This window comes from Nocardia sp. NPDC127579, from assembly GCF_042672005.1.
GTDB lineage: Bacteria > Actinomycetota > Actinomycetes > Mycobacteriales > Mycobacteriaceae > Nocardia.
Window position 1 is genome coordinate 441,958 of record NZ_JBHXVZ010000001.1, and the last position, 21,316, is coordinate 463,273.

General features: G+C 68.5%; 1 protein-coding gene (cut by both window edges). It reads right to left on the minus strand.

This entire window lies inside a single protein-coding gene on the minus strand: locus ACFVMC_RS02005, encoding a LuxR C-terminal-related transcriptional regulator. The 57,291-nt coding sequence extends 13,454 nt beyond the window's left edge and 22,521 nt beyond its right edge, so the window shows coding positions 22,522-43,837 — codons 7,508 (complete) to 14,613 (partial); the first complete codon in reading order (the gene reads right to left) occupies positions 21,314-21,316. The start codon and the stop codon both lie outside this window.

The following is a 21,316-nucleotide window of genomic DNA, read 5'->3' on the forward strand; positions in this document are numbered from 1 at the left end:
ATTCCTCGCCGATCGTCGTTTCCCCGTAGTGCCCGGGATGGCCCTCGAACGTGACGCCGGATTCGGCGAGCCACGGCAGGATCACCGATTCGTGCATTTCGACGAAGGCGTCGGCGATCCGGATCGGGTCTGAACCCGGCCGGAAGGCAGGGGCTTTGGTGTCGACGCTCGCGTAGCCCAGGTCGAGGTCCCGGTAGCTCATGGTGGTGCCATTGCCATCGCGGGTGAATTCCAGGGTGACCCGGCCGGTGCCGCCGCGGGCCAGGTCGATCGCCAATGTCACCGACAGCGTGTCGACCGGGCCGGCGGTGTGCCGCAGGTCGACGCTCTCGACGCGGGTCGAGAAATGTGTTCCGGGACCGGACAATTGGGCCGCGCCCGCGCCGTCGTTGTCGAGCAGGTCGGAGACCGAAAGGGTGGGGGTTTCGTCGAGCCACAGGCTGGGAATGGTCAGATCGCCCAGGAACGGGATGGCGGCGACATCGACATTGTGCCGGGACAGCTCGAACTTCAGCTGACCGGCGAACCTCGGGTTATGGCTGGCCTGGAGGAAGGTGCCGCTGAACGGTTTGACCTCGACCAGTTCGCCGTTGACGATCTTCCAATCGCCGAACGCGGCCGGGCCCTCCGCGACGGTGGCATACCTGCTGTACAGGTCGGCGTGGTTGCCGCTCGTCGCGGTGCTGAACTCACCATCGACGCCCATGAGGAAGTGGTCGCCCTCGGGGTTGATCGTGTTGTACAGCTCGTTGTACGGGCCCCAGCGGAACAGGCCATCGGCACCCAGCCGGATGATCCGCATATCCGTTTCGCTGGACGTGCTCGGTTTGTACGCGTCCTCCTTATCCGGTTTCGCGGCCTCATACCGGTCGTCGGTCGGCACCAGGCCCGCCAGCGGTTCCGGCTCCGACGCGACTTCGGCGACCGGTGCGGGATCCGCCGGCGCGGGTGGGTTCTCGTCGAACTCGAACCACACGGTCTTGGCATGGCCGGGGTCGGGCGCACCCTCGGCGTCGTCGACCAGATGCCAGTCGGCACGGTGCGCGTAGGTCTTCAGCTGGGCGACACCGGTGATCGTGTCGCCCTGCGGTGCGACCGGGAATTCGATACTGCCGTCGGTCATTTCAACGCTGAGCAAGCGATTGCCGGTCGGCCCGGAAACCCGGATCTCCAGCGTTCCGTCGCCGTCGGTGTGCGCCCGGGCATTACGCGCCAGCTCCTCGGCCAACCGACCGGACCAGGTCACGTCCTCGGCGGTGCGCCAGCCGGGCATCAGTATCGGCGTCAACCGGCGCGCCAGCGTGATGTCATCCGGATTGGCTTGGCGCACCGGCATTTCCAGGTCGAACGTGGGAGCGTCCACGCCGTCCACGGTGACGATCACCGGGACGGTATCCCCCTCGGGGGTGATCTCCAGCCGCAGCCGCGCGGGCACCGGGCTGCCGGAGAGTTGCGCACGTACCGTGCCACGCCCTTCGCCGAGTACGGCGGACAGCAATTCGCCCACCGTGTTCGTCTCGGTCAGGCCCAGCCCGACAGCAGGCCCGGTCAGTTCGGTGAGGGCCAGCGCCAGATCCGAGGCGGCTGCCATACCGGTTTCGAGTTCTCGCGCCCCGTCGAAAGCCGCCTCGGATTCGGCCAGCCACGGCAGCACCAGGGACCGATGGAATTTGGTCAGCGCGTCGGCGAGCGGAGTGCGGGCACCGACGGGACCGAGATCGAGATCGGTGTAGGTCGCCGTGGTTCCGAGATCGGTGCGATCGAGCACGAGTGTCGCCGCACCGCTCGGGCCGCCCAGCTTGTCGATCGACAGGGTGATCGACACGCTGTCGCCCTCGGTTCGGACACCGGTCACACCCAGCCAGAAGTCCGGGCCGCTGCTGTTGAAGATGTCGGTGGCCGAGTCACCGGACCGGTCCAGCAATTGGTCGACGGTCGCCAGTGGCGCGGCGGGACGCCACACAGCGCCGTCGTGGTGCCCCTCCAGGGAAACCCCGGACAGGTTGATCTTGTTGACAGCCAGCAGATTCCGCAACTGCGTGGTGAACCGCGCCACCGTATCCGGGTTGTTGCCGAACGTCCCGCTGTGCGGCGACAGCTCGAGCACCTTGCCCTCGGAAACTCGCCAGAGACCGAAACCGGTCGGGCCATCCGCGGGATCCGCATAGGTGCTGTACAACGCGCCGTGTGGGCTGTTGGCCAGCGCCGCCACCTGGAGTGCGTCGGCCGTCGCCGAGCGGATGTCCGTCGGGTCTGTGCCGATCAGGAAGTAGGCGACCCCGTCGCCGGTGTTGTACGGCTCGTCGCCGTCGTAGAGCAGCCCGTCGCGCACGGTCAGTGCCTTGTAAGCCACCTTGTCCGCGATCTCCGGCATGTAGTGCGCGGGGTCCTTCGGCGGCGCCACCCGGTGGACAGCCTCGTCCGCGCCGATGTTGTATTCCGGCTGCGCCGCCGGATCGGCCGGGAACGTCTTGGTCGAACGCACCGCGACACCGTCCGCGTCGAAGACGACGCCGGACAGCGCGACCACGCCCGGTCGCGTCGAACCCCACACATAGGGCCGCCAGGTTTCGGTGCGCGGGTCGAACTCCATGACCATGCCGCCGCGCCAGGCCATGGCGTAGGCGTGCGCGCCGATACCGTTCGTGTCGGGGCGGTCGTGGTGTTCCACGACGAATATCTCGCTGGCCGGATCGCGGCTGTCCAGCAGGCGCAGAGCGATCTGGTCGCGGGAGCGCATGCGCTCCAGGCGACCGCCCAGATGCCGTTCGGTGATATCGGCGCTGCGGCCCCGAAGACCCGGCGGCTTGCCGAACGGTGTGATGCTGGTGCGAGGCTTGCCCTTCGCGATCGCCGCCGCCGACCTGTCGACACAGTCGTTGTCGGTGATCTCGGTCTGCTCGGGCAGCGCATGGCCCTGCGTGCCGTCGGCGGTCGGCACGCCGAGGTCGCGGGCCGCCGCGATATGCGCCAGCTGCGCCAAACCATCAGTGGGCGTGTGGGTTTCAGGGTCGGCGAGACCGAACCAGCGCAGGTACGCCTGCTCGTCGGCATTGTCGACCGCCGCCGGCGGGGTGGCCCGCGCGGACAGGTCGGTGGCCGAGAGCAGCTGTGGGACAGAGCCGACGATGGCCCGGGTGCCCTGCCGCAGGAACTTGCCGACCCGGCTGGGCCCGGCCAGCATGCGGAGATCGAACCCGCGGATCAGCTGGCTGACCCGCATGACCGTCCACTGCGCGGGCGTAGCCGGGGCGAGGAACACTCGTCCGTCCGGTAGACCGAGCCTTCCCGGTGTCGGAATATCTTGTGTCGACGCCGGATTCAGCCCGGTTACCGACGCGACCTGACCCGAGAGCCCGTGGTTCTCGCCGGCTCGCGCCACGACCGCCACATCCGAACCCACCGCGATGAGATGGTTCCGCGGCATTCCGGCATCCCGCCCGGCCATCAGGTTCTGGTAGGCGCGCAGCGCGTTGAACGACCCGATGCGGTCGCGCACCCCCTGATGGGCGTAGCTGTCGAGGTCCGCGCCGATCCGCCCGACCACCGCGACCTTGCCGGTGCCTACCTTTGCGACCGTGGCCTCGTACAGGTTCACCATCGCGTACAGGTACTTGTCGGCGTCGGCGAGGTCGACGTCACGACCGAACTCGACCCAGAGCACATGCTCGGCGGAATCCAGGTCACCGACCGAAAATTCGGCGGCGCCGCGACCGTCCACGATATTCGACTGCGCCGAGCGGATCCGCACCGGCGGCGGATCCAGCGGCGCGCGCACCTGCGCGGCGAGCTGGCGGCCACGGTAGAGCCCGCGCCAGATCGACTCGGCGTCGTTCAGCAGCGCCGCGTCGCGGGCTTCCAGATCGAGCTTGTCGCCGAGGCGGCTCACCACGCCGCGCAGCACATGCTGGTGCGCGGCGTCACGGACCTCGGCGGGCAGGCCCTCGGAATTGGCCATCGACCGCGGGTAGTCGTACAGCATCCGCAGTTGCTGGGCCGGGGTCAGCCCGGCCCACCAGCGCGCCAGCCGCAGCGAGTGCCGCGGGCTGGGATCGCCGCTCAGCAGGCTCGAGATATCGACGCTCTCCCCGGAGGCCGAGTGCAGATACATCAGCTGGCGAACCGCTTCGGCGCCCTCCTCCATGTCCGGGATCGGACCGTCGAGCCCGCGCAGGGTGTCCGCGGCGGTCCACGGCGCGTCGTCCGGCGATTCCGGCGGCCGGTGCCGGTTACCGGCGGGGCCCTCGGGGTAGCTCGGGGCGGTCCGATCGGTAACGACATCCGGCGGCTGGTAGGCGGTGCTGGACTGCCAATTCGCGGGCGTCTCGGTGACCGCTACGCCCAGCCCGGCCGCGATCAGCGCGAGTTTGCGCTGGGTCGCGTTCGGGATCCGGGCCAGGGTGTCGATGAAACCGTGGTGACCGGCGATGGGCTGGGAACCGGTGTTCGCGCCGACCACGCGCTGCGCGGCGAACTCCTCCACCGAGACGCCGATACCCAAGGGGGCGAACAGACTTCGGGCCGCACCCGGCGGTCGACCATCGGTCCAGGCCACGAGTTTTCCGGTGGGCGACACAACGTAGACGGGCACGCCGAAGCCTTCGGCCTGCGCGGTGGGGATGTCGAGTTCGGCGGCGACGGCATCCTCGAGGCCGAATTCCGTTGCGCTGGTGACGGGTCCGGTGCCCGCCGGGTCGATCAGCGTGACCGCCTCGACGAGACGAGCGGTGGGATCCACGCTGGCGAGCCGGCCACTGCTGAAGCCGCCGCGGGCACCCGCGGCATCGACGATGAGCGCGCCGGTGCCGTAACCGAACAGATAGTTCGACGGCACACCGAGTTCGTCTGCCTCGGAACGGTATTCGGGGTTCGATTCGGCAGTGTCGGCCTCGGCGTCCGGCAGGGCCAGACCATTCAGCGCCCGACCCTGATGGAGGCCGACCAGGTCACGGAGCAGCAGATTCCCGGCCGCCTCGGTGCGAGCCGCGACGGTGTTCGGATGGACGCCGAGATCCTGGCCGGTACCGACCCACGCGATCACCGCCACCGCGTCCTCGTCACGCAGGGTCCGCGCGGTCACGTCGTAGTGGTTGCGTGCCGCGAGCAGGACCGGATCGAGGCCGCTCGATGTCGCGGCATCGGGCACCATCCAGCTGACCGACCGGGCGGCCGCCACATCGCCGTAGCCGATCAGGGCCCGGCCCGGGCCGAACGCCAGCAGCTGGACCTGCGGCGGGCGCAGCGAGCGATGCACGGTCTGCGCCAAAGCCTCGGCACGCAGCAGGGATCGGGCCGTGTTGTGCAGGTCATCGCGGTGCGCGCGCTGCGGCGGCGTCAGGTCGGCTTCGGGAATCGCGCTGTACTGCTGGATCTGCCGGGCCATCGCGATCCGATTGGCGTAGTCGCGCAAGCTGTTTCGGTGCTCGTCGTGCGCGATCGGAACCTGGGCGGACAGGCCGTCGGCATTGCCGATCGCCTCCGGGAACACCCGCAGCAGCACGTCCTGATCGGCCGGCGACAGCGCGGTCCAGAAGGCGTTGTTCTCGGCGGTCAGCAGATTCGCGTCACGGACGAGATCCGGCGAGTTCTGGGCCCAGTGCGTCAGGACCGCCGGGCCGAGATTCCGTCCGGATGGGTGCGTGGCGAGCAGTTCGGCGGCGCGGCGGCGGTCCGCGTCGGTGAAGCCGGGGTCCACCGGGAACACGCGACGGTCATTCGGGTCGACCGGCGGCACGGAATCCATCTGCGCGATCGGCACTCCGGTTCGGGTGATCGGATCGACCGGGTGATCGGCGTTGGGCTGCAACGCTTTACCGTCGACGCCGAACCCGATCGCGGTGGTGAGCACCACATCCGGAGTTTCCTCCGACCGATACGGCCGCCAGGCCCCGTCGTCGACGTTCGGATCGCTGATCATCGGCTCTCCGCCGTCGCGGACCAGCTCCCCGTTCGGATCGAGATTCGCCAGCAACACCATGTGCGCGATGTTGTCGTGCATGTACTGCACGACAACGAACGCCGCGACCATCGGATCGTCCGGATCGGTGAGCTTGTGGGAGATCGTGTCCCGGTCGTCGTGCACACGCAGGCGGCCACCGGCATAGAACTCCGCCTGGCTGGCGGTGCGCCCGGCCAAACCACCGTTATCGTCGGGCGGGTCGACATCCAGGCCCAGGTCGCGACCGTTCCGCATCGAGACATCGACACAGTTGCCGACGTGCCCGTCGTAATAGGTGGGCGCGTTGTCTTCGAACCAGGTATCGCCCCATGGCGGCGACGGGTCGAGCCGGATCAGCTCCTGCGGGTTCATCTCGGACCCGAACGGCGCGGCATCCTCGTTCGACAGGGTCGGGTCGAACCAGCTCCCGTCGATCTCGACGAGCCGATCGCTCGCCGGATCGATCGGCATCCGCACGTCGGCGGAGTCCAGTGCCGCGGGATCCGCGATACCGGGCCGGTGCTCGTCGAAGGTGAGTTCGGCGTGGCGGCCGGCGGCGATCCGGCCGAAATTGCGGAGCGCCTCGGTCGGCGTCATCGTGTCGGGGTCGAAGTCGAAGTAGCTGGTGCTTACCGCGTCCGCGTGCTGGTATTCCCCGGCCGTGGCGAGTTCCGCGGCCAGCCGCTTGGCTCCGAAGGCCGCGGTCGCCGGATCCAGTCCGGTGCCCCACCCGAGGTATCGGCCCTGGCCACCGGGCTCGTCGGCGCCCAGCCAAGTCTGCTGATCCTTGGAAGTCGCTGCGACATAGATCTTCTCGGGGTCCAGACCCGTTTCGGCGGCATGCGCCAGCGGTAGGCCCGGCGAGCCGACGATCACGAGATCGGTCACCTGCGCGTCCGCGCCCGGCAGACTCGCCCAGGCCGTCGCGGCGATCAGCGAGCCCGCGCCGTCCAGCGCGAAGACATGCGTCTCCGGCTCCGGCGCGCGCAGCGCGTTGACGGCGGCCAGATCCCGGGCGAGCAACCGGCCGTCTGCGGCGACGGATTCGCCGTAGCCGAGCCAGGCGATGACCGCGTACTCACGGTCGGGGTCGGTGGCGGCCGCTGACTGGTGCAGATAATTGGCGGCGAGCAGCCCACCGGGCGACGTAGCCGCCGTCAGCTTGCCGGTGTCCAGCGTCGACACGACGGTGGACACCGAATCGGCGGTGGCGAGGTCGCCTTGGACGACGACGGACCGCACCTGCCCATCAAGGGTCGGTGTGTAGGTACGCAGCAGCACCCTGGGGCGGCCCGGCACATCCCCGGAGTTCGCCACCATTTCGGTCAGGTCGCGCCCCAGGTCCGAGATCGACTGCCGCAACTTGCCGGCATCGGGCGACAGCGCGGACTGCACCAGCAACGTGAACATGTCCTTGTCCAGCAGATGCTGGTTGACCTCATTGCGGACCGTGTCCGGAACACCGTCGGCCTGCCCGATCTCGCGCGGCGCGAGTTTGATCAGCGCGGCCTGCTCGTCGGCGCTCAGCCCGTCCCACCACTGCTGGTTCCGGACCGCCAGTGCACCGGATTCGGTGAGCAGGTCGGTGTGGGTTTCGGGGTGCAGCAGGACATCCGGGGTGTCGGAACCCAAGCGGGACAGTGCGTTCCGAACCAGTGCCTGCTCGTCGGGGGTGCCTTCGGGCGGTGCCCAGAGCCGGGGCGGCGCGCGGTCGCCGTGCGCGTCCGGGTCGGTGGTGCCGATATTGCCGAAGATCGGGTAGGCCTCCGGGTCGGCGGGGAATTCGGCGACGCTGCGCAGCGGAATACCGAATCTGTTGAAACCGATGCCGGACATCGCCACCGCGTCCGGCGAACCTTCGCCCCGCACATACGGCCGCCAGGCGCCGCCGTTTTCGTTCAGATCACGCACCATGATCACGCCGCCGCGGTTGGCCATCACATAGGAGTGCGCACCGATACCTCCCTTGGCGGCGGCGTAGTGATCGACCATGATCGCGATGGACAGCGGATCGTTCTCGTCGGCCAGACGCGCGTACACGTCGTCGCGGCTGCCGAACCGCTGGAGTCGCCCACCAGCCTGGTTCTCGAGCTCCTCGGCGGAACGCCCATCCATCCCCGGTTCATCGTCGAACGGCTGCACGACTACGCTTCCGGTCTCCTCACGCACCGTGTCGACCGAGAAATCGGTGCAGCGCTGCGCGCCCGGACGATCCGTCACCGGGGCGGGTGCCGCGCCGAGCAGCTCCGCGACCAGGGCCTGCTGCAATTCGGCGACCTGCAATTGGTTGCGCCGCAACGGCTTTGCCGCTTCCGCGATCGACTTGCCCTCGACCACACGCAGTTGTATGAACTTTCGCGCATCGGGGCTGAGCTGTTTCAGCAGCTCGGCGAATTCGCTCGGCCTGGTGCGGCGCATGGTGCGCAGCGGGTCCAGATCGGCATCGTTCGGTGGTGTGATCGGGCTCGGAGCATCCGGCGCGGCGAGCGCGGCACGCAGTGGCGCCTGCAATGCGGCGACCACGGCACGCTGGCGTGCCTCGACATCGATCTGGCGGATACCGAGTATCGCTTGCAGGTCGGCCACCGAACGCCCCTGCCGGAAGCGCAGTTCGGCGAAACGCCGGTCGTCGCCGATCAGGTTGTCGATCGCGCGGACCAGCGCGGGGAAATTCTCGGCGACCGCGGCCCGCACGGCGGCCAACGGAGCATGCGGCCGACCGCGCTGTGCGGCATCCGGTTCGGCGGCGGCGTGGGTGCCGTCGGCGACCGTGCCGGAATCAGCGGCACGAGCGCCGGGTTCGACGGTCGCCGCCGAGCGCGGGCGATAACCCGGCGCCGACTCGGGTGCGTCGTCGACAGGCGTTCGGGCGGCGGACACATCGAGGCTGGGTGCAACCCGCTCACCGACGCGGGGCGGATGCCCGTACAGCGCGAGCGCGAGTTTGCGCACCGCACGAGAGATCTGATTGGTCGCAGACTCGGCCGAAGCGTAGGCCAGGGCGATCGCGGTAAGACTTCGCCCTTCGACGACCGCCCACCGGGCCGAATCCTGAACGGGCGGGCTCAATGTCGCCAGCGCGCGCTCGAATGCGGCGGGGTCCTGGTGGCGCGCAGCGCGCAGCAGCCGGACCAGGCCTCGACCGCGGGCGAGCGGGCGAGCCGGCAACCTCTCCGACAGCAGCAGGTCGAGAGCCACTGGATCCAGCATCCTGGGTCCAGCGGAAGGATCGATCAGATCCGGCGCGACCGACGGTTCGGCAACCAGACGCTCACCGAGCGTGGGTAGCCGCCCACCGAACAACGCTCGGCCGACGCTCCGGAGCACGACCGATACCGCCGTCGCAGAAGTTTCGACCGCATGCAGGATCTCGTCGGTTGATCGCCCCTGCGTGACGGACAAATTGATGATTTGCCGGTGCAACGGCGGAAGCGCCGTCACAGCCGCCGAGTAGGCCCCCGGAACATCGTGCCGCGCCAGCCGCAATACGTGCACCAGGTCGTCACCATGCGCGACGATGTCACTGCCGTGCAGCGCGGCCAGCAACCGCTCGATAGCCCTCGCTTCCGCCCCATCCAGCGAAGTTCTCCGCAACCCGGCAACCACCGCCGCCTCGGCTGCTGTCAATCCGCAGAGCAGACGCAGCTGGAGCACCAGGCGATGGTTGCCGCGCAGTAGCGGGCTGAACTCGATCAGATCGCGCACCTTGGCAAAGTCCGCGACCATTGCCGCATCCACTCGAGCGGCGAGGTCCGGCCCCGACGGCGTGGCGGAGGCGGTGAGATCGGCGTTCGGCAACGGCCCGGAGTCCGGGTCGGCCTCGGCTTCGGCACGCAACAGGAGATCACCGAATCCCGGAATCAGCCCCTTCAGCATGGCCCGTAGCGCACCCTGCGCCAGGGAATCGGTCGCTGACTCCGAGAGCTGCATGGCCGCGGGTGGGACCACCCCGGTCATGAACCGCGCCACGATGATCTCGCGCTGGATCTTGGTGAGCCGCTGCAGCGCGGACCGTAGGTCCCCGGCGCTGGCCGCCGTCAGCACTCGATGCTCGGGCCCGTCGATATCCACCCCGGCGGTCTCGAGCAATGCATCGATCAGCACTGCACGCAGTGTGGCCACCCGCTGGTCGGTTCGGCTCGACGAGAGGGTTCCGTCGACCGGGCTCTGTCCCGGTGCCGCCTTGCGGCCACTACCGGGCAGCCGGTGCGCGTGGGCGCTCTGATGCTCCGGATCGAAGGCGTAGAGGGTCCCCGGCTCGCGCGGCTTTCGGGGTTTGCGGGCGGGGCTGTCGGTGACATCGGCGTCCGTAGCGGGGGGGATCTGCGGTACCGATTGCTGCTGTGGCGCAGTCGAACTCGAAGCCACCGAGGTCTCGACAGCGGCGAGCAGCGTGTTGTAGTGTTCCGCCGCCTCCAGGGCGGCAGCGTGGTTCAGCCAATCGATGTAGCGGTCGAGCGTCGCTGGGGCGGTATCGGGGTCACCGGACAGATCCCGTTGCTCCAGAACGCTTTCCAGCTCGGCGACCGAGGTATCCAAGGCGGCCGCGAGCGCGGTGGCACGCGCGGCGCAGTCGGCACGCAAGGAGTCCAGCCCGGTCGATCCGTCGGCCAGCAGGTTCGGGTCGGCGCGCAGCTGCTCGGCCTTGCCGATCCGGGCCACCATGTCGGCCAGGTTCTGGCGGGCCGTCTCCAGCCGAGTGTCCGGGTCCGGCTCGGCGACCGGGCTCGGCGGGAGCACCTGGGCGGCCAGGTCCGCGAACGCGGCCAGCTCGGCCGAGCCGATCGCCACCGCGACCCGACGCAGTTCGGCCACCGGATCCGGGCCGATGTGCCGCACCGCCTCGGACAGTTCGGGCACCGCGAGGATGGCGGCCAGCTCGCGCTGCAACGCGACCCTGGTCTCGCGCAGCTCGGTCTCGGTCGCCGCGTCGACCGACCCCTCGCGCAGTCCCTGAGCGTGGAGCTCTTGCGTGGCGTTGTCCCAGCGCATGCGCTCGCCGATCCACTGCCGCAGCTCCGGCAGCCGCCCGGCGTCCACCGCCCGCTGCCACGCCTCGGCATCCAGGGCCAGCAGCTGTCCCTGCACCACGTCGATGGCCTGGCGCAGCAGCCCGGGCCGTTGCATCAGCTCCGGATCCACACCGAGCATTGCCGCCAGTTCCGCGGCCGGAGTGGCGGCGACCGGTTCGGTCAATGAGGCGAACGGGTCGACATCGGTGATGCCGGAGGCGGCCAACCACGGAGTCAGGTTCTCGTGCAGTTCGCTCAGGACCGCGCGGGTGCGGACGGCGTCCGGGCCGAGAACGATATCGGTGTAGCGGGCGGCGAGCACGCCGTCGGATTCGGTGAGCTCGAGGGTGACCCGACCGGGGACGCCGCGCACCGGGTTGAGGGTCAGTGTCACCGAAACGCGGCCGGTATCGGCGTCCACGCTGTGGAAATCGATCCAGAAGTCGTCGCCGAAAGCTTGGAACAGCGTGTTGGCGCCTTCGCCGTGATGCGCCAGCAACCGTGCGACGGTCGGCGACAACGCCTCCGGGCGCAGTAGCCGCCCCTGATACTGGTCGGCTCGGAAGTCGACTGCCGACAGGTCCACGCGCAGCCGGAGCAGCTCGTATCGCAACTGCGCGGTGGAACGGACGGTGGGCGCGAACAATCCGCTGCGGGGCACGATGGCCTGGATCTGGCCCTCGACAACGATCCAGAGGCCGAATCCGGCGGGCCCCCCGCTGGCATCGGCGTAGGTGCTGGCGAGAGTCGGATGAGTACCGCCGGGCAATGGAAGCGACCGCAAGTCGCCCGGGGTGGTGCCCATGACGAAGACATCCCCCAGCGCGGCAGTGTTGTACAGCTCTCCGTTCAGGTAGAGCAAACCGTTCTGGTCCACGGTGATGGTCTGGTGGGCGCGTTCGGTCTGGCCGAAATCTATCCGGCCTTCGTGATCGGGTGGAATAGCCTCGTATTCCGGCTTGCTCGGCTCGGTGTCGGGGTCGGGGGCAGGCGTGTGGGGGCCTTCCGGTTCCGGCGGCGTTTCCGGGTCGGCGGGGTCCGTCGGTGGCAGGTCGGTGTAGTCGATGACCTCGACACGGTGATCTTGGAGAACATGCCCGTTCTCGTCTTCGATCCGCAGGTCCATCAGCCGGGCCCGGACGGCCGGGTGGACGCCGTTGACGAAGTGCCACTTGATCTTCGGCGGAGCGCCGTCCACCCAGTTGTCCCGATTCAGCAGCGCTACCAGCAGCTGCTTGCGCGCCTGCGCCTCCATCTCGGAGGCTTTGGACCGTTGGCTGTCGACTGCGTTGGTCTTGACCTCGTTCCAGCTCGCACCGTTGTCCGACAGGACGTCGACTTCGCAGACCAGAGGTTTGGTCGTGTTCGGCAGCTCGATCTCGGAGATCAGGTTGACCCAGTGGATCTCGCCGAGACGACCGGCCACCCAGATTTCGGCGAGCGTGCCCTCGATCAGCACCTCGGATCCCTCGAGGAACCGCATGTCGAGATCCGGGGTCACCGGTTCACCCGCCGGAGTGGTGCCGTCGTAGTAGTCGCCGGCGAGCACCGCGAGGTTGCCGCGCACCGACTCGATCACCTGGCGCCAACGGTCGATTCCTCGTTCCGCCAGATCAGGTTGCCTGCGCACGAGCGCGTCGATCGCCTGCTCGGCACGCGTCAGTTCGCGCTGCATCGCGTCCAGCCGATCGATGACTGCCCGTTGCGACACCGGAAGTTCCGGATCGACAGCCAGCAACAAGCCCTGTTCGTACCGGTTGATGTGCGCCATCGCATCGACCGGGTCGGCGCCGGCCGGCTCCACGCGGTTTCGGAGGTTGTTCACCCATACCTGGACCCGGTCGGTAGCGATGTTCGTGATCGCGCGCTGGCCTCGGGAACTGGCGATGTACTCGTCTGCGGCCTGCCGCGCCGTCTCGCGCGCCTCGGCCTCGGAACGCCCCTGGTCGATCAGGTTGCGAACCTGGTTGTCCGCATAGCTCTTGTGATTGGTCTCCAGAGTCTGCTGTACGAATGCTCGATACCGCCGCACCACCGCGTCGGCCGCCAGCGCCGCGTTCTCCGGATTCGTTGCGGTCTGCCTGATCTCGTCCACGATCGTGCGCAGTGATTGCGGCAGGTCGATCGGGACTGGCAGCAGGTCGATCGTATCGGGCAACTGCGGATCCGGCAGGACCACAGGTGAGGGCACGGCGACGGGTGCGGGCGTCGCCGCCTGCGTATCGGAACTCTGGACGGCGCCGATCGCCGGATACTGTTTCAGCGCCCACTGCTCGATCCGCTGCAGGACGTCACGGTCGATACCGCGCTGTGCCCGCTCCCCGACTATGTACTGGTCAGCCGCTTCCCGTGCGGCTGTCGCGGCCTCGGCCTCCGGCGTCCCTCGATCGATCAGGGTACGGAGTCTGTTGTCGACATAGTTGCGGTACGAACTGTCGGTGCGGTCGACGCGGAATGCCGCGTATCGCCCGAGGATCGCTTCCTTGACCCGAGTCGCTTCGGCCGGGTCCGAGACAGCGGCCTCGACGCGGGCGAGGAGCTGCTGGATACCCTGCGGCAGTGCACCGTCCAGCTGCGGGGCCGCGGGCGGCTCAGCTGCCACGGGCGCGGGTGTCGTAGCCGCCGGCGAGCTGGTCTCGAGCCCGAACGGATTCCGTCGCGCCCACTGTTCGGTGCGATCCGCCGCGGTGCGGGAGATGCCACGCTGCGCTTTGTCACTGGTTATGTACTCGTCGGCCAGCTGACGGGCGGCGACTTCCGCGTCCGCCTCCGGTGTCCCCTTCGAGACAAGCGCGGCGGCCTTGTTGTTCAGATATTCCTGGTACAGGCTGGCGGCGCGTTCGTTGTAGAACGCCCGATACTGCTCGCGGACAGCGTCTTTCGCGCGATCGATACTCGGTTGATCGGCCGCCGTCCGGTCGAGGCTGTCCAGTAGCTGTTGCACCCGCGCCGGAAGTGCCTCGGGAGGCTGCGGTAGCGCGGGATTCGTCGGGGTGCCCATCCCGACATAGAGGTCCGCGTCGGGCGCGACGGCGTTCGGGTCGGCGAACTCGGGGGCCAGGTGGACGGCCTGGCCGTTCTTCCACACCGCGGCCCACAGCGCGACGGTCTGGTCGGGGCGGCTGCCGGTGAGGTGGGCCAGGGAGACCTCGACGGGTGCGTCGGGCTCGCCGCTGGTGAGTTCGCGGGTACCGGCCGGGGTGGGGCGCTGGAACCACTCGTTGCCGTTGTCGTCGACCCGATTGAGGATGACGATTTCACCGTTCAGGTCGAAAGCGTGTGTGCCGTCGGCATTCTCGCCGACGTAGGTGAGGGCGGCGGCGTGGCCCATGGCGCCGTGGCGGTCGGCGGTGGCGCGCTGCTCGAAGAGGTAGGCGGTGGTGCCGGGGCCGGAGTCGAGCAGGCCGCGGACGAGCCTTGCGTAACCGGTGGACTGGTCGTCGCTGACGAAACCGTGCACGGGTGCGCCGTTGAGTGTGGGCACGATATCGCTCCACAGCACACCGGCCAGCCCGGCGTCCAGGAGGTCGGCGTCGGTGACCCGGGTGCCCTGCGCCTGATTGACGAATTCGGCGGCCACCCGCACGCAGTCGTTGTCGTGCTGATCGAGGTAGTACCGCGTCCTCGGGAAAGCACCGTCACCGTTGACCGAGACGGTCACCGACAGCACCTGTTCACCCAAACGACCGGTGACGCGCGCGGTGACGTTCACACCGCCGCGAGCCAGGTCGTGGTCGTTGGTCGTGAAGGATCGGGTGGCTCGGTGAACAGTGCGTTTCACCTCGGCCAGCGCCTCGTCGATCTTCGCCTGCGGCCAACTGTGCATGACCGCACGCAGACGACGGTCCACACCGTCCAGGCCCTGCATGCCGTAGTACAGCTCGAGCGAGAACTGGCGGGTTCGGATCGGGTCGTTGACGTTCGGGTCCAGCCCGGGGGTGAAGTCGAGTGGGTCGGCACGGCGGCCGGTGAGCCGCTGCCGCCAGGTTCGTTTGGCGGGCTGATGCGGGCGGTTGGCATCCCAGTCGAGCCCGGCGGCCTTGGCGGCGGCGTGGGCTTCATGCCCGGTGGCCTTGGGATGGCGTGCCAGATACTCCGCTTCGTACAGCGCGGCTTCGATCGCGATGATGTCCTCGCGAACCGGATGACCCTCGATCAACCGGTTCCACATTCGCACGACATCGGCGATCCGGTTCAGCTCGGCATTGCGCAACAGGTAGTCACGCGCCCGAATCATGTTCCGCAGCACCTGTTCCGGACTGCGAGTCTGCCCCGCATGGTCGCGCAGCCAGGTCGAACCATCGGCCCGTTTGGGCATGTGCTGGCCCTTGGGATCGCGCACCCACGCATTACCCGGACCACGGACCCAGCGCTTCGGGTCACCACCGGAATAGGCGTCGGGGTTCGACAGCGCGTTGTTGACGATCAACGCCAGCAGACTGTCGTGCTCGTCGACGCGGTTGCGTTCGAACTCGTCGTACGCGGCGTCGGTCTCCCGCTGGATCCGCCGAACCGCGCGTTCGTTGGCTTCCCACTCCGCGACTTGGGTTTCGGCGACGTCGACGCTCTCACCCGTGTACGGGTAGGCGACCGTGCCGTCGAGCCGCCGCTGCTCGGAATTCAGCGCGACCGGCGCGAGATCGGCACGATGCAGCGCTTGTGGATCCGGCTGCGCGTCGTTGAACCACGCGTAGGTCCGGGTGCCGCGCACCACGGGCAGCAGGTGGATCCACCTACCGTTGCGTACCGCCGGAAGCCACTGCGTCACATCCGAAATCGCCTGCGCGACATAGGGATGCCGGTTGACGAATTCCACCGAGAGCGGCAACTGCACCGACTGGCCGTGCGCGGTATTCGCCGGTAGGTGCAGCAGCCGGGCGACCGTCAGGACGAACTTGCCGATCCCCGGACGGTTCTGCACCGCGGATTGCGTCCACGGATGGGTGGAGATCCGATCCGCGACACCCAGGCCGAGAATGCGCGTGTGGAACAGGTTGAGCCCGACATCGGAGCTCCAGGCGTCCACGCCCTCCGGGACCGAGTAGATGTCCTTGGAGAACGGCAGATTCTGCGGGAACAGGAAGGCCGGAACCTCGCCGGGTTCGAACTCGTGCAGCCCGGCCATGATCTTGTCGAAGGTCGGCACCATCGACACCTTGAACAAGAACGGCGGCTGCGGGTCGGTCCACTTGGTCTTCTCCCACTTGCGCGGGTGCTTGGCCGGATCCCACGAACCGGACCGCTGCGTCAGCTCGGCATCGGTGGACGGCAACGCCACCGACTGCTGGAAGGCACCGTCGGCGTCGACCTCCACTTGGCGGAACGTCACATTCACCGGAATCACGGCCGACTTCGCCATGCTCAGCAGCATGTCCAGATCGGCCATCGGCGGCAGGGTCCGGTGCAGGGCCTGGCGATAGTCGTTGACATCGGTATCGGCGCCGACGACCACCGTCTCGGTGTCGAAGGCGGTGGGACTCGAGGACGGCCGCACACCCACCCGCTCGGAGACGGGCAGCAGTCCGAGATCGTTCAGCGCGTCCAGCGCGGCCCGCCGCTGCGCCAGCTCGCCGTCGAGATGCTCGGTGAGCGCGGCCTGTTCGGCTTCGGTTTCCTGGATCTGGTTCAGCACCTCGCGCAGCTGCTGAACCTGCTGTGCACCCTGCTCACGCGCACCCTGGAATTCCGGGTTCAGCTGGTTGATGTCATCGATCTCGTAGACGTCGGCCAGCGCGTTCCGCGACCTGGTGCCCGCCAGGATCTCCTGGGTCAAGGCCGCGCGCAGCTCGATCAGCGGACCGGCCGGGGTCTTCTCGAGCAGGACGGTGTGCGCGGCCTTCAACTCCTCCACCGCGTGCACCGCGTCGCGCAGCTCGACCTTCAGCACTCGCAGATCCGACTGCTTGGCTCGGGCGGCGGCCCGGGTGTCGACGCCGTCGTATTCGCGCTCGAGAATCGCCCGCTGCAATGTCGTCACCGCGTTCTCGCCGCGGGCGATCCGCGCTTCGAGATCGAGACGCAGGTTGTCCGCCATATCGACTCGATCGCGCATCTCGAATGCCGCGCTGAGGTTGTCGACCAGTTCCAGATCCTTGCGGAACTGCGCGGCCTGCGTCTCGTCGCCGATCGCGTCGATCAACTGTTGCTGCAAATCGGCGACCTGTGCGGACAATTCCGCCTGCCGCGCCTGCGTCCGCTCCTCGGTCCGGGTCAGCGCGTCGGCATGCGCTTGCACGGCGGCCGCGCGCGCCGCCTCCGCCTGCGCCTGCGCCGATTCCGCTGTCTCGGTGAGCTGTTCGGCCCGCGCGACTAGCTCGGTCGTATCCCGGCCCGCGGCCTGCGCCTCGGCCAGCTCGGTCCGCACCCGCGCCGCCTCAACACGCGCGGCGTTCTCGCTGGCCAGGGCCTCGGACATCTCGACGCGCAGCGCGGCGAGCTGCGTCGTCGACGGCGGCGCGTGCGCCGGGGGTTGACGATGCGGGCGCACCGGCAGGTTCGAGTCGGGAGTCTGACCGATGCGCAATGCGGCCCCGGGCTGAGCAGCGTCGCGGTCGCCGAGCCCCGTGAGCACTTCGCCGTCACGCCAGACCACCGCCCAGGTCGCCTCGGTGGTGTCGGTGGTGCCGCCGGTCAGATCCGCCAGCGATACCTCGGTGTCGCCGTCGAGGAACAGGGCCACGCCGTCGTCATCGATGCGGCTGTAGGTGTAATCCACCCCGTTGATCTGGAAGCTGTTGCCGCCCAGATACTTCAACGCGAACGCGTGCGCGCCGATACCGTGCGGGTCCACGTCCGGCGGGCGCACCTCGCGCTGATCGAGCACCCAGGCGATCGAATCCGGACCGGCCTGATTCATCAGGGCCAGCACCAGATTGGCGTGCGCGTAGTGCATGCCGAAGTCGAAGCCCTCGACCCGCGCGCCACCCAGCAGCGGCTCGACGTCCGACCACATCCGGCCCGCCAGGTTGTCCGGTTGCGGCTCCGGTTGAGTCACCACGTCGGGGCGGCCCTCCACCCGCTGATCGGCGGCGATCACGCGCATCGAATCGTCGACGCAGGTGTTGATCGGCGCTTGCTCCACGGTGGCGAGGGCTGTGGCGGGTGTAGCCGTGGCGGCGGGGGCCGCCACGGGTGTGACCTCGGCCGACCCCGGTGCCGCCAGCGTCAGCCCCGACTCGGCGAGCCACGGCGCGAGCTGGGCCCGCAGATCCCGCAGCACCGCACGCACCCGGGCCGGCTCGGTACCGAGATCGATATTGGTCAGGCTCGCCGTCGGAACCGCGCCGGTCCGATCGAGCAGCAGCGTGGCAGCGCCGGGCTCACCGCGAACCGGGTTGAGCCGCAAGGCTATTGCCAGCTGGTCCGGAGCAGACCGCGCACCGTCCACCGTGATCCAGAAGTGGTCACCAGTACCGGCGAAGAAGCCGGCGGCCTGTTCGGCCACATCGATGACCGAATCGAACTCCGGCATGCGCGCACCCGGCTGCCAGAGGCGGCCCTCCTCGATCAGCTCGAACTCGAACGCGCTGAGATCCGCCTTCAGCCTGGCCAATTCGGAGCGGATCTGCGCGACATTTCGCAGTTCGGCCGGGTCGTGGGTGAATCCACCCGAGGCCGGGATGATCGACCGCAATTGCCCGTCGACGATATGCCATGTGCCGAACATCGCCGGGCCCTCCGACGGACTGGCGAAGGTGTTGTACATGATCGGGTGCAGGACGGCGGTGGTACTGGCAGATCGGATGTCACCCGGCACGGCACCGAAGAGGAAGGTATCGGTGTACTCCGGGTCGGTTGTGTACAGGTTGTCGTTCTCGTCGCGGAACAGGCCGTTCTCGTCCACCCACAGCTTGGCGTACCGCACGTCGGAACCCGCGTACGGCATGTGGGTCGTCCCGTTGCGCGGTGTGGCCAGCTCGTAGCGCGGTGCGCTCGGGGTGAGATCCGGCTCCGACTGGGGGTCGGATTCGGCCATCGGCTCGATCGTCTCGTGGCCGTCCTCCAGCGCCTGTGCGGCGGCGCCGTCCACCGGCCCTTCCCCGGGGCGGCGGCCGTGGGCACGGTCCCACGCGTCGCCGTAGATTTCGGTGTATATGTCGACGTAGGTGGTGCCGTCCATCGGATCCGGCCCGATTTCGCGCATGCGCTCGGCGACGGCTGCTGCGCCACCGAGATCGTAGGCCAGTTCCAGGTCGTCGGTAGGCAGGTCGTAGTCGAGTTCGCGGAACTGCTTGCGTAGTTCGATCTCCTGCGCGTGCGCCCGGCTCTCCTCGGCCACCATCGCGTCGACATACGCCTGGCGCGGCAGCGAGATCCGGCTGAGGCTGCCGCTGACGGACTCGCCGCGGTGCGTCGCGTCGGCGTGGCTCGCCAGGTGCGCGAAGGCGAACGCCTGCTCGATATCGGAGGCGGCGATATCGACCACCGCGGTCCGGCTGTCCGGCAACAGGCGCGTCTCGACCATGGGCTCGTGCGTGATATCCACCCCGGCGGCATCCAACGCGGTGACCATCGTGTTCCCGATCACTGTCTGGTTCAACAGGTTCCGGACATCGTTTCGGCGACGCGCGGACTCCTGGTCGGCCTGCCCCCGCGCAGGTCCGACATTCCTGGGTTGTTCGGCACGGCGCGAGTCAGCCGCCATCTCCGCGGAGACGGTCTCGACCGTGAAGGTTCCGTCGAATCCGACGGTGACATCCAGGTAGGTCACCTGGCTGGGATTCCCCGCCATCGCCGCGATCGAGGGATCGCTTCTGATCGCTTCCTCGAGTGGCGTTTTGAAGTCCCCGCGCATCGCTGTGACCACGAGATGCGCCGGATTGCCGCTGACCAGCATCACCCGATCGGTCACCATACGGCCGCCGCCGAGGCCGACCACCATACGCTGATCGCGGAGGAATTCGCTGTCACCCAGTAGGTCACGCGCCGCGAGCGCGGTCATCGCGTCCTCAGCCTGCAGCGTCTGCTCGTGCGCGTGCAGGCTGCCTTCGGCCGCGTCGGATATGCGCAGCAGTTCGAACTGCTGGCGCAGCAGATCGGCACGCAGTTCCGATTCGGCCTCCGGGAGCGGAAGCCGGGGCAGGTCGATGGCGGTGGCGGGCCGGCCGGCAGCGGCCGACCATGCGTGCGCGAGCGCCGTACGCTCGGCCAGGTTCTGCCGCATCAGGGTCGAGATCTCCGCCTGCGCCAGATCGGGGAAACGGTTCCCGATCAGCAAGTCCAGGTATTCGGCCAAGCCCAGGAACTCGTTGGTGTACGCACTCTCGCGCGCCTCGGCGGCACGGTACTGATTCAGCAGCTCGTGGAATTCGGATCGCACCGCATCCGACGGTCGGCGGACCCGGCCACCCGCCTGGGCCTGCTCGGATTCGTGCCACATCTCGGTGTAGTACAGCGTGTAGTTGCGACCATCGTTCCACGCGGTGGTCGCGACCTCGTCGCGGATCGCCTCGATGGCGGCCGCCCTGGCCAGTTCACGCATCCGCGCGGGATCCTGCGCCGGATCGGTCCGCGCGGACTTCGCCATCGCCGCGTCGTAGGCGGCCAAATAGGCGATCTCCCGATCGGTGAACTCCAGGTCGTAGTCCGCGCTGCGCAGCTGGCGCACGAATTCGGCCGCTCGGCCGAACGCCGCGGCTTCTTCGCGGACCTTGGCATCGACGTAGGCGTCCACCGTCATCAGCCGCGCATGGGCCGGGGACTTCACGCCGACGCCGCGCAGACCCCACTCCGCGTGTACCGCTTCGTGCACCAGGTGCCGTGCCTGCTGCAATTGCGACGGCCCCACCCGACGGACTGTCGCGGTCAGAGTGGCGTGCCGATAGGTTGCGGCGGCGCTCCGGTCCAGTCCTTCGATATAGGTGACTCTGATTCCGGATCGGTCGATCAGGGCCAACGTGTCGCGACCGATCTGGGTCTGGGCCAGCAGAGTGCGCACCTGATCGGGGTACTGGTCCAGCGAGGTGCCGATGTAGGCGTCGTCGCCGGGCGGCGGCGCGTTCACGTCGCCGGTGTCCAGGATGACCGCCTGCTTGTTCCGGTAGGCGGTGGCCCACAGCGCGACGGCGCCCTCCCGGGTGCCGCCGGCCAGGTCCGCCAGCGAAACCTCGTGCGAGTCCTCGTCCGTGTCAGCCTTATTCGGGCCGGGTAGCGCCGCCACCGCGGCAGTCGGCGTGGGTGCGCTGAACCATTCCCGGCCGTTCGGGTCGATGCGGTTCAGGGTGACCGGCTGACCGTTGAGCTCGAAAGCGTGTGTGCCGTCGGGGTTCTGGCCGACATAGTGCAGCGCCACCGCGTGGCCGATTGCGCCGTGCCGATCCGGCTCGCCACGCTGTTCGAACACATACGCCGTTGTCCCTGGGCCCGA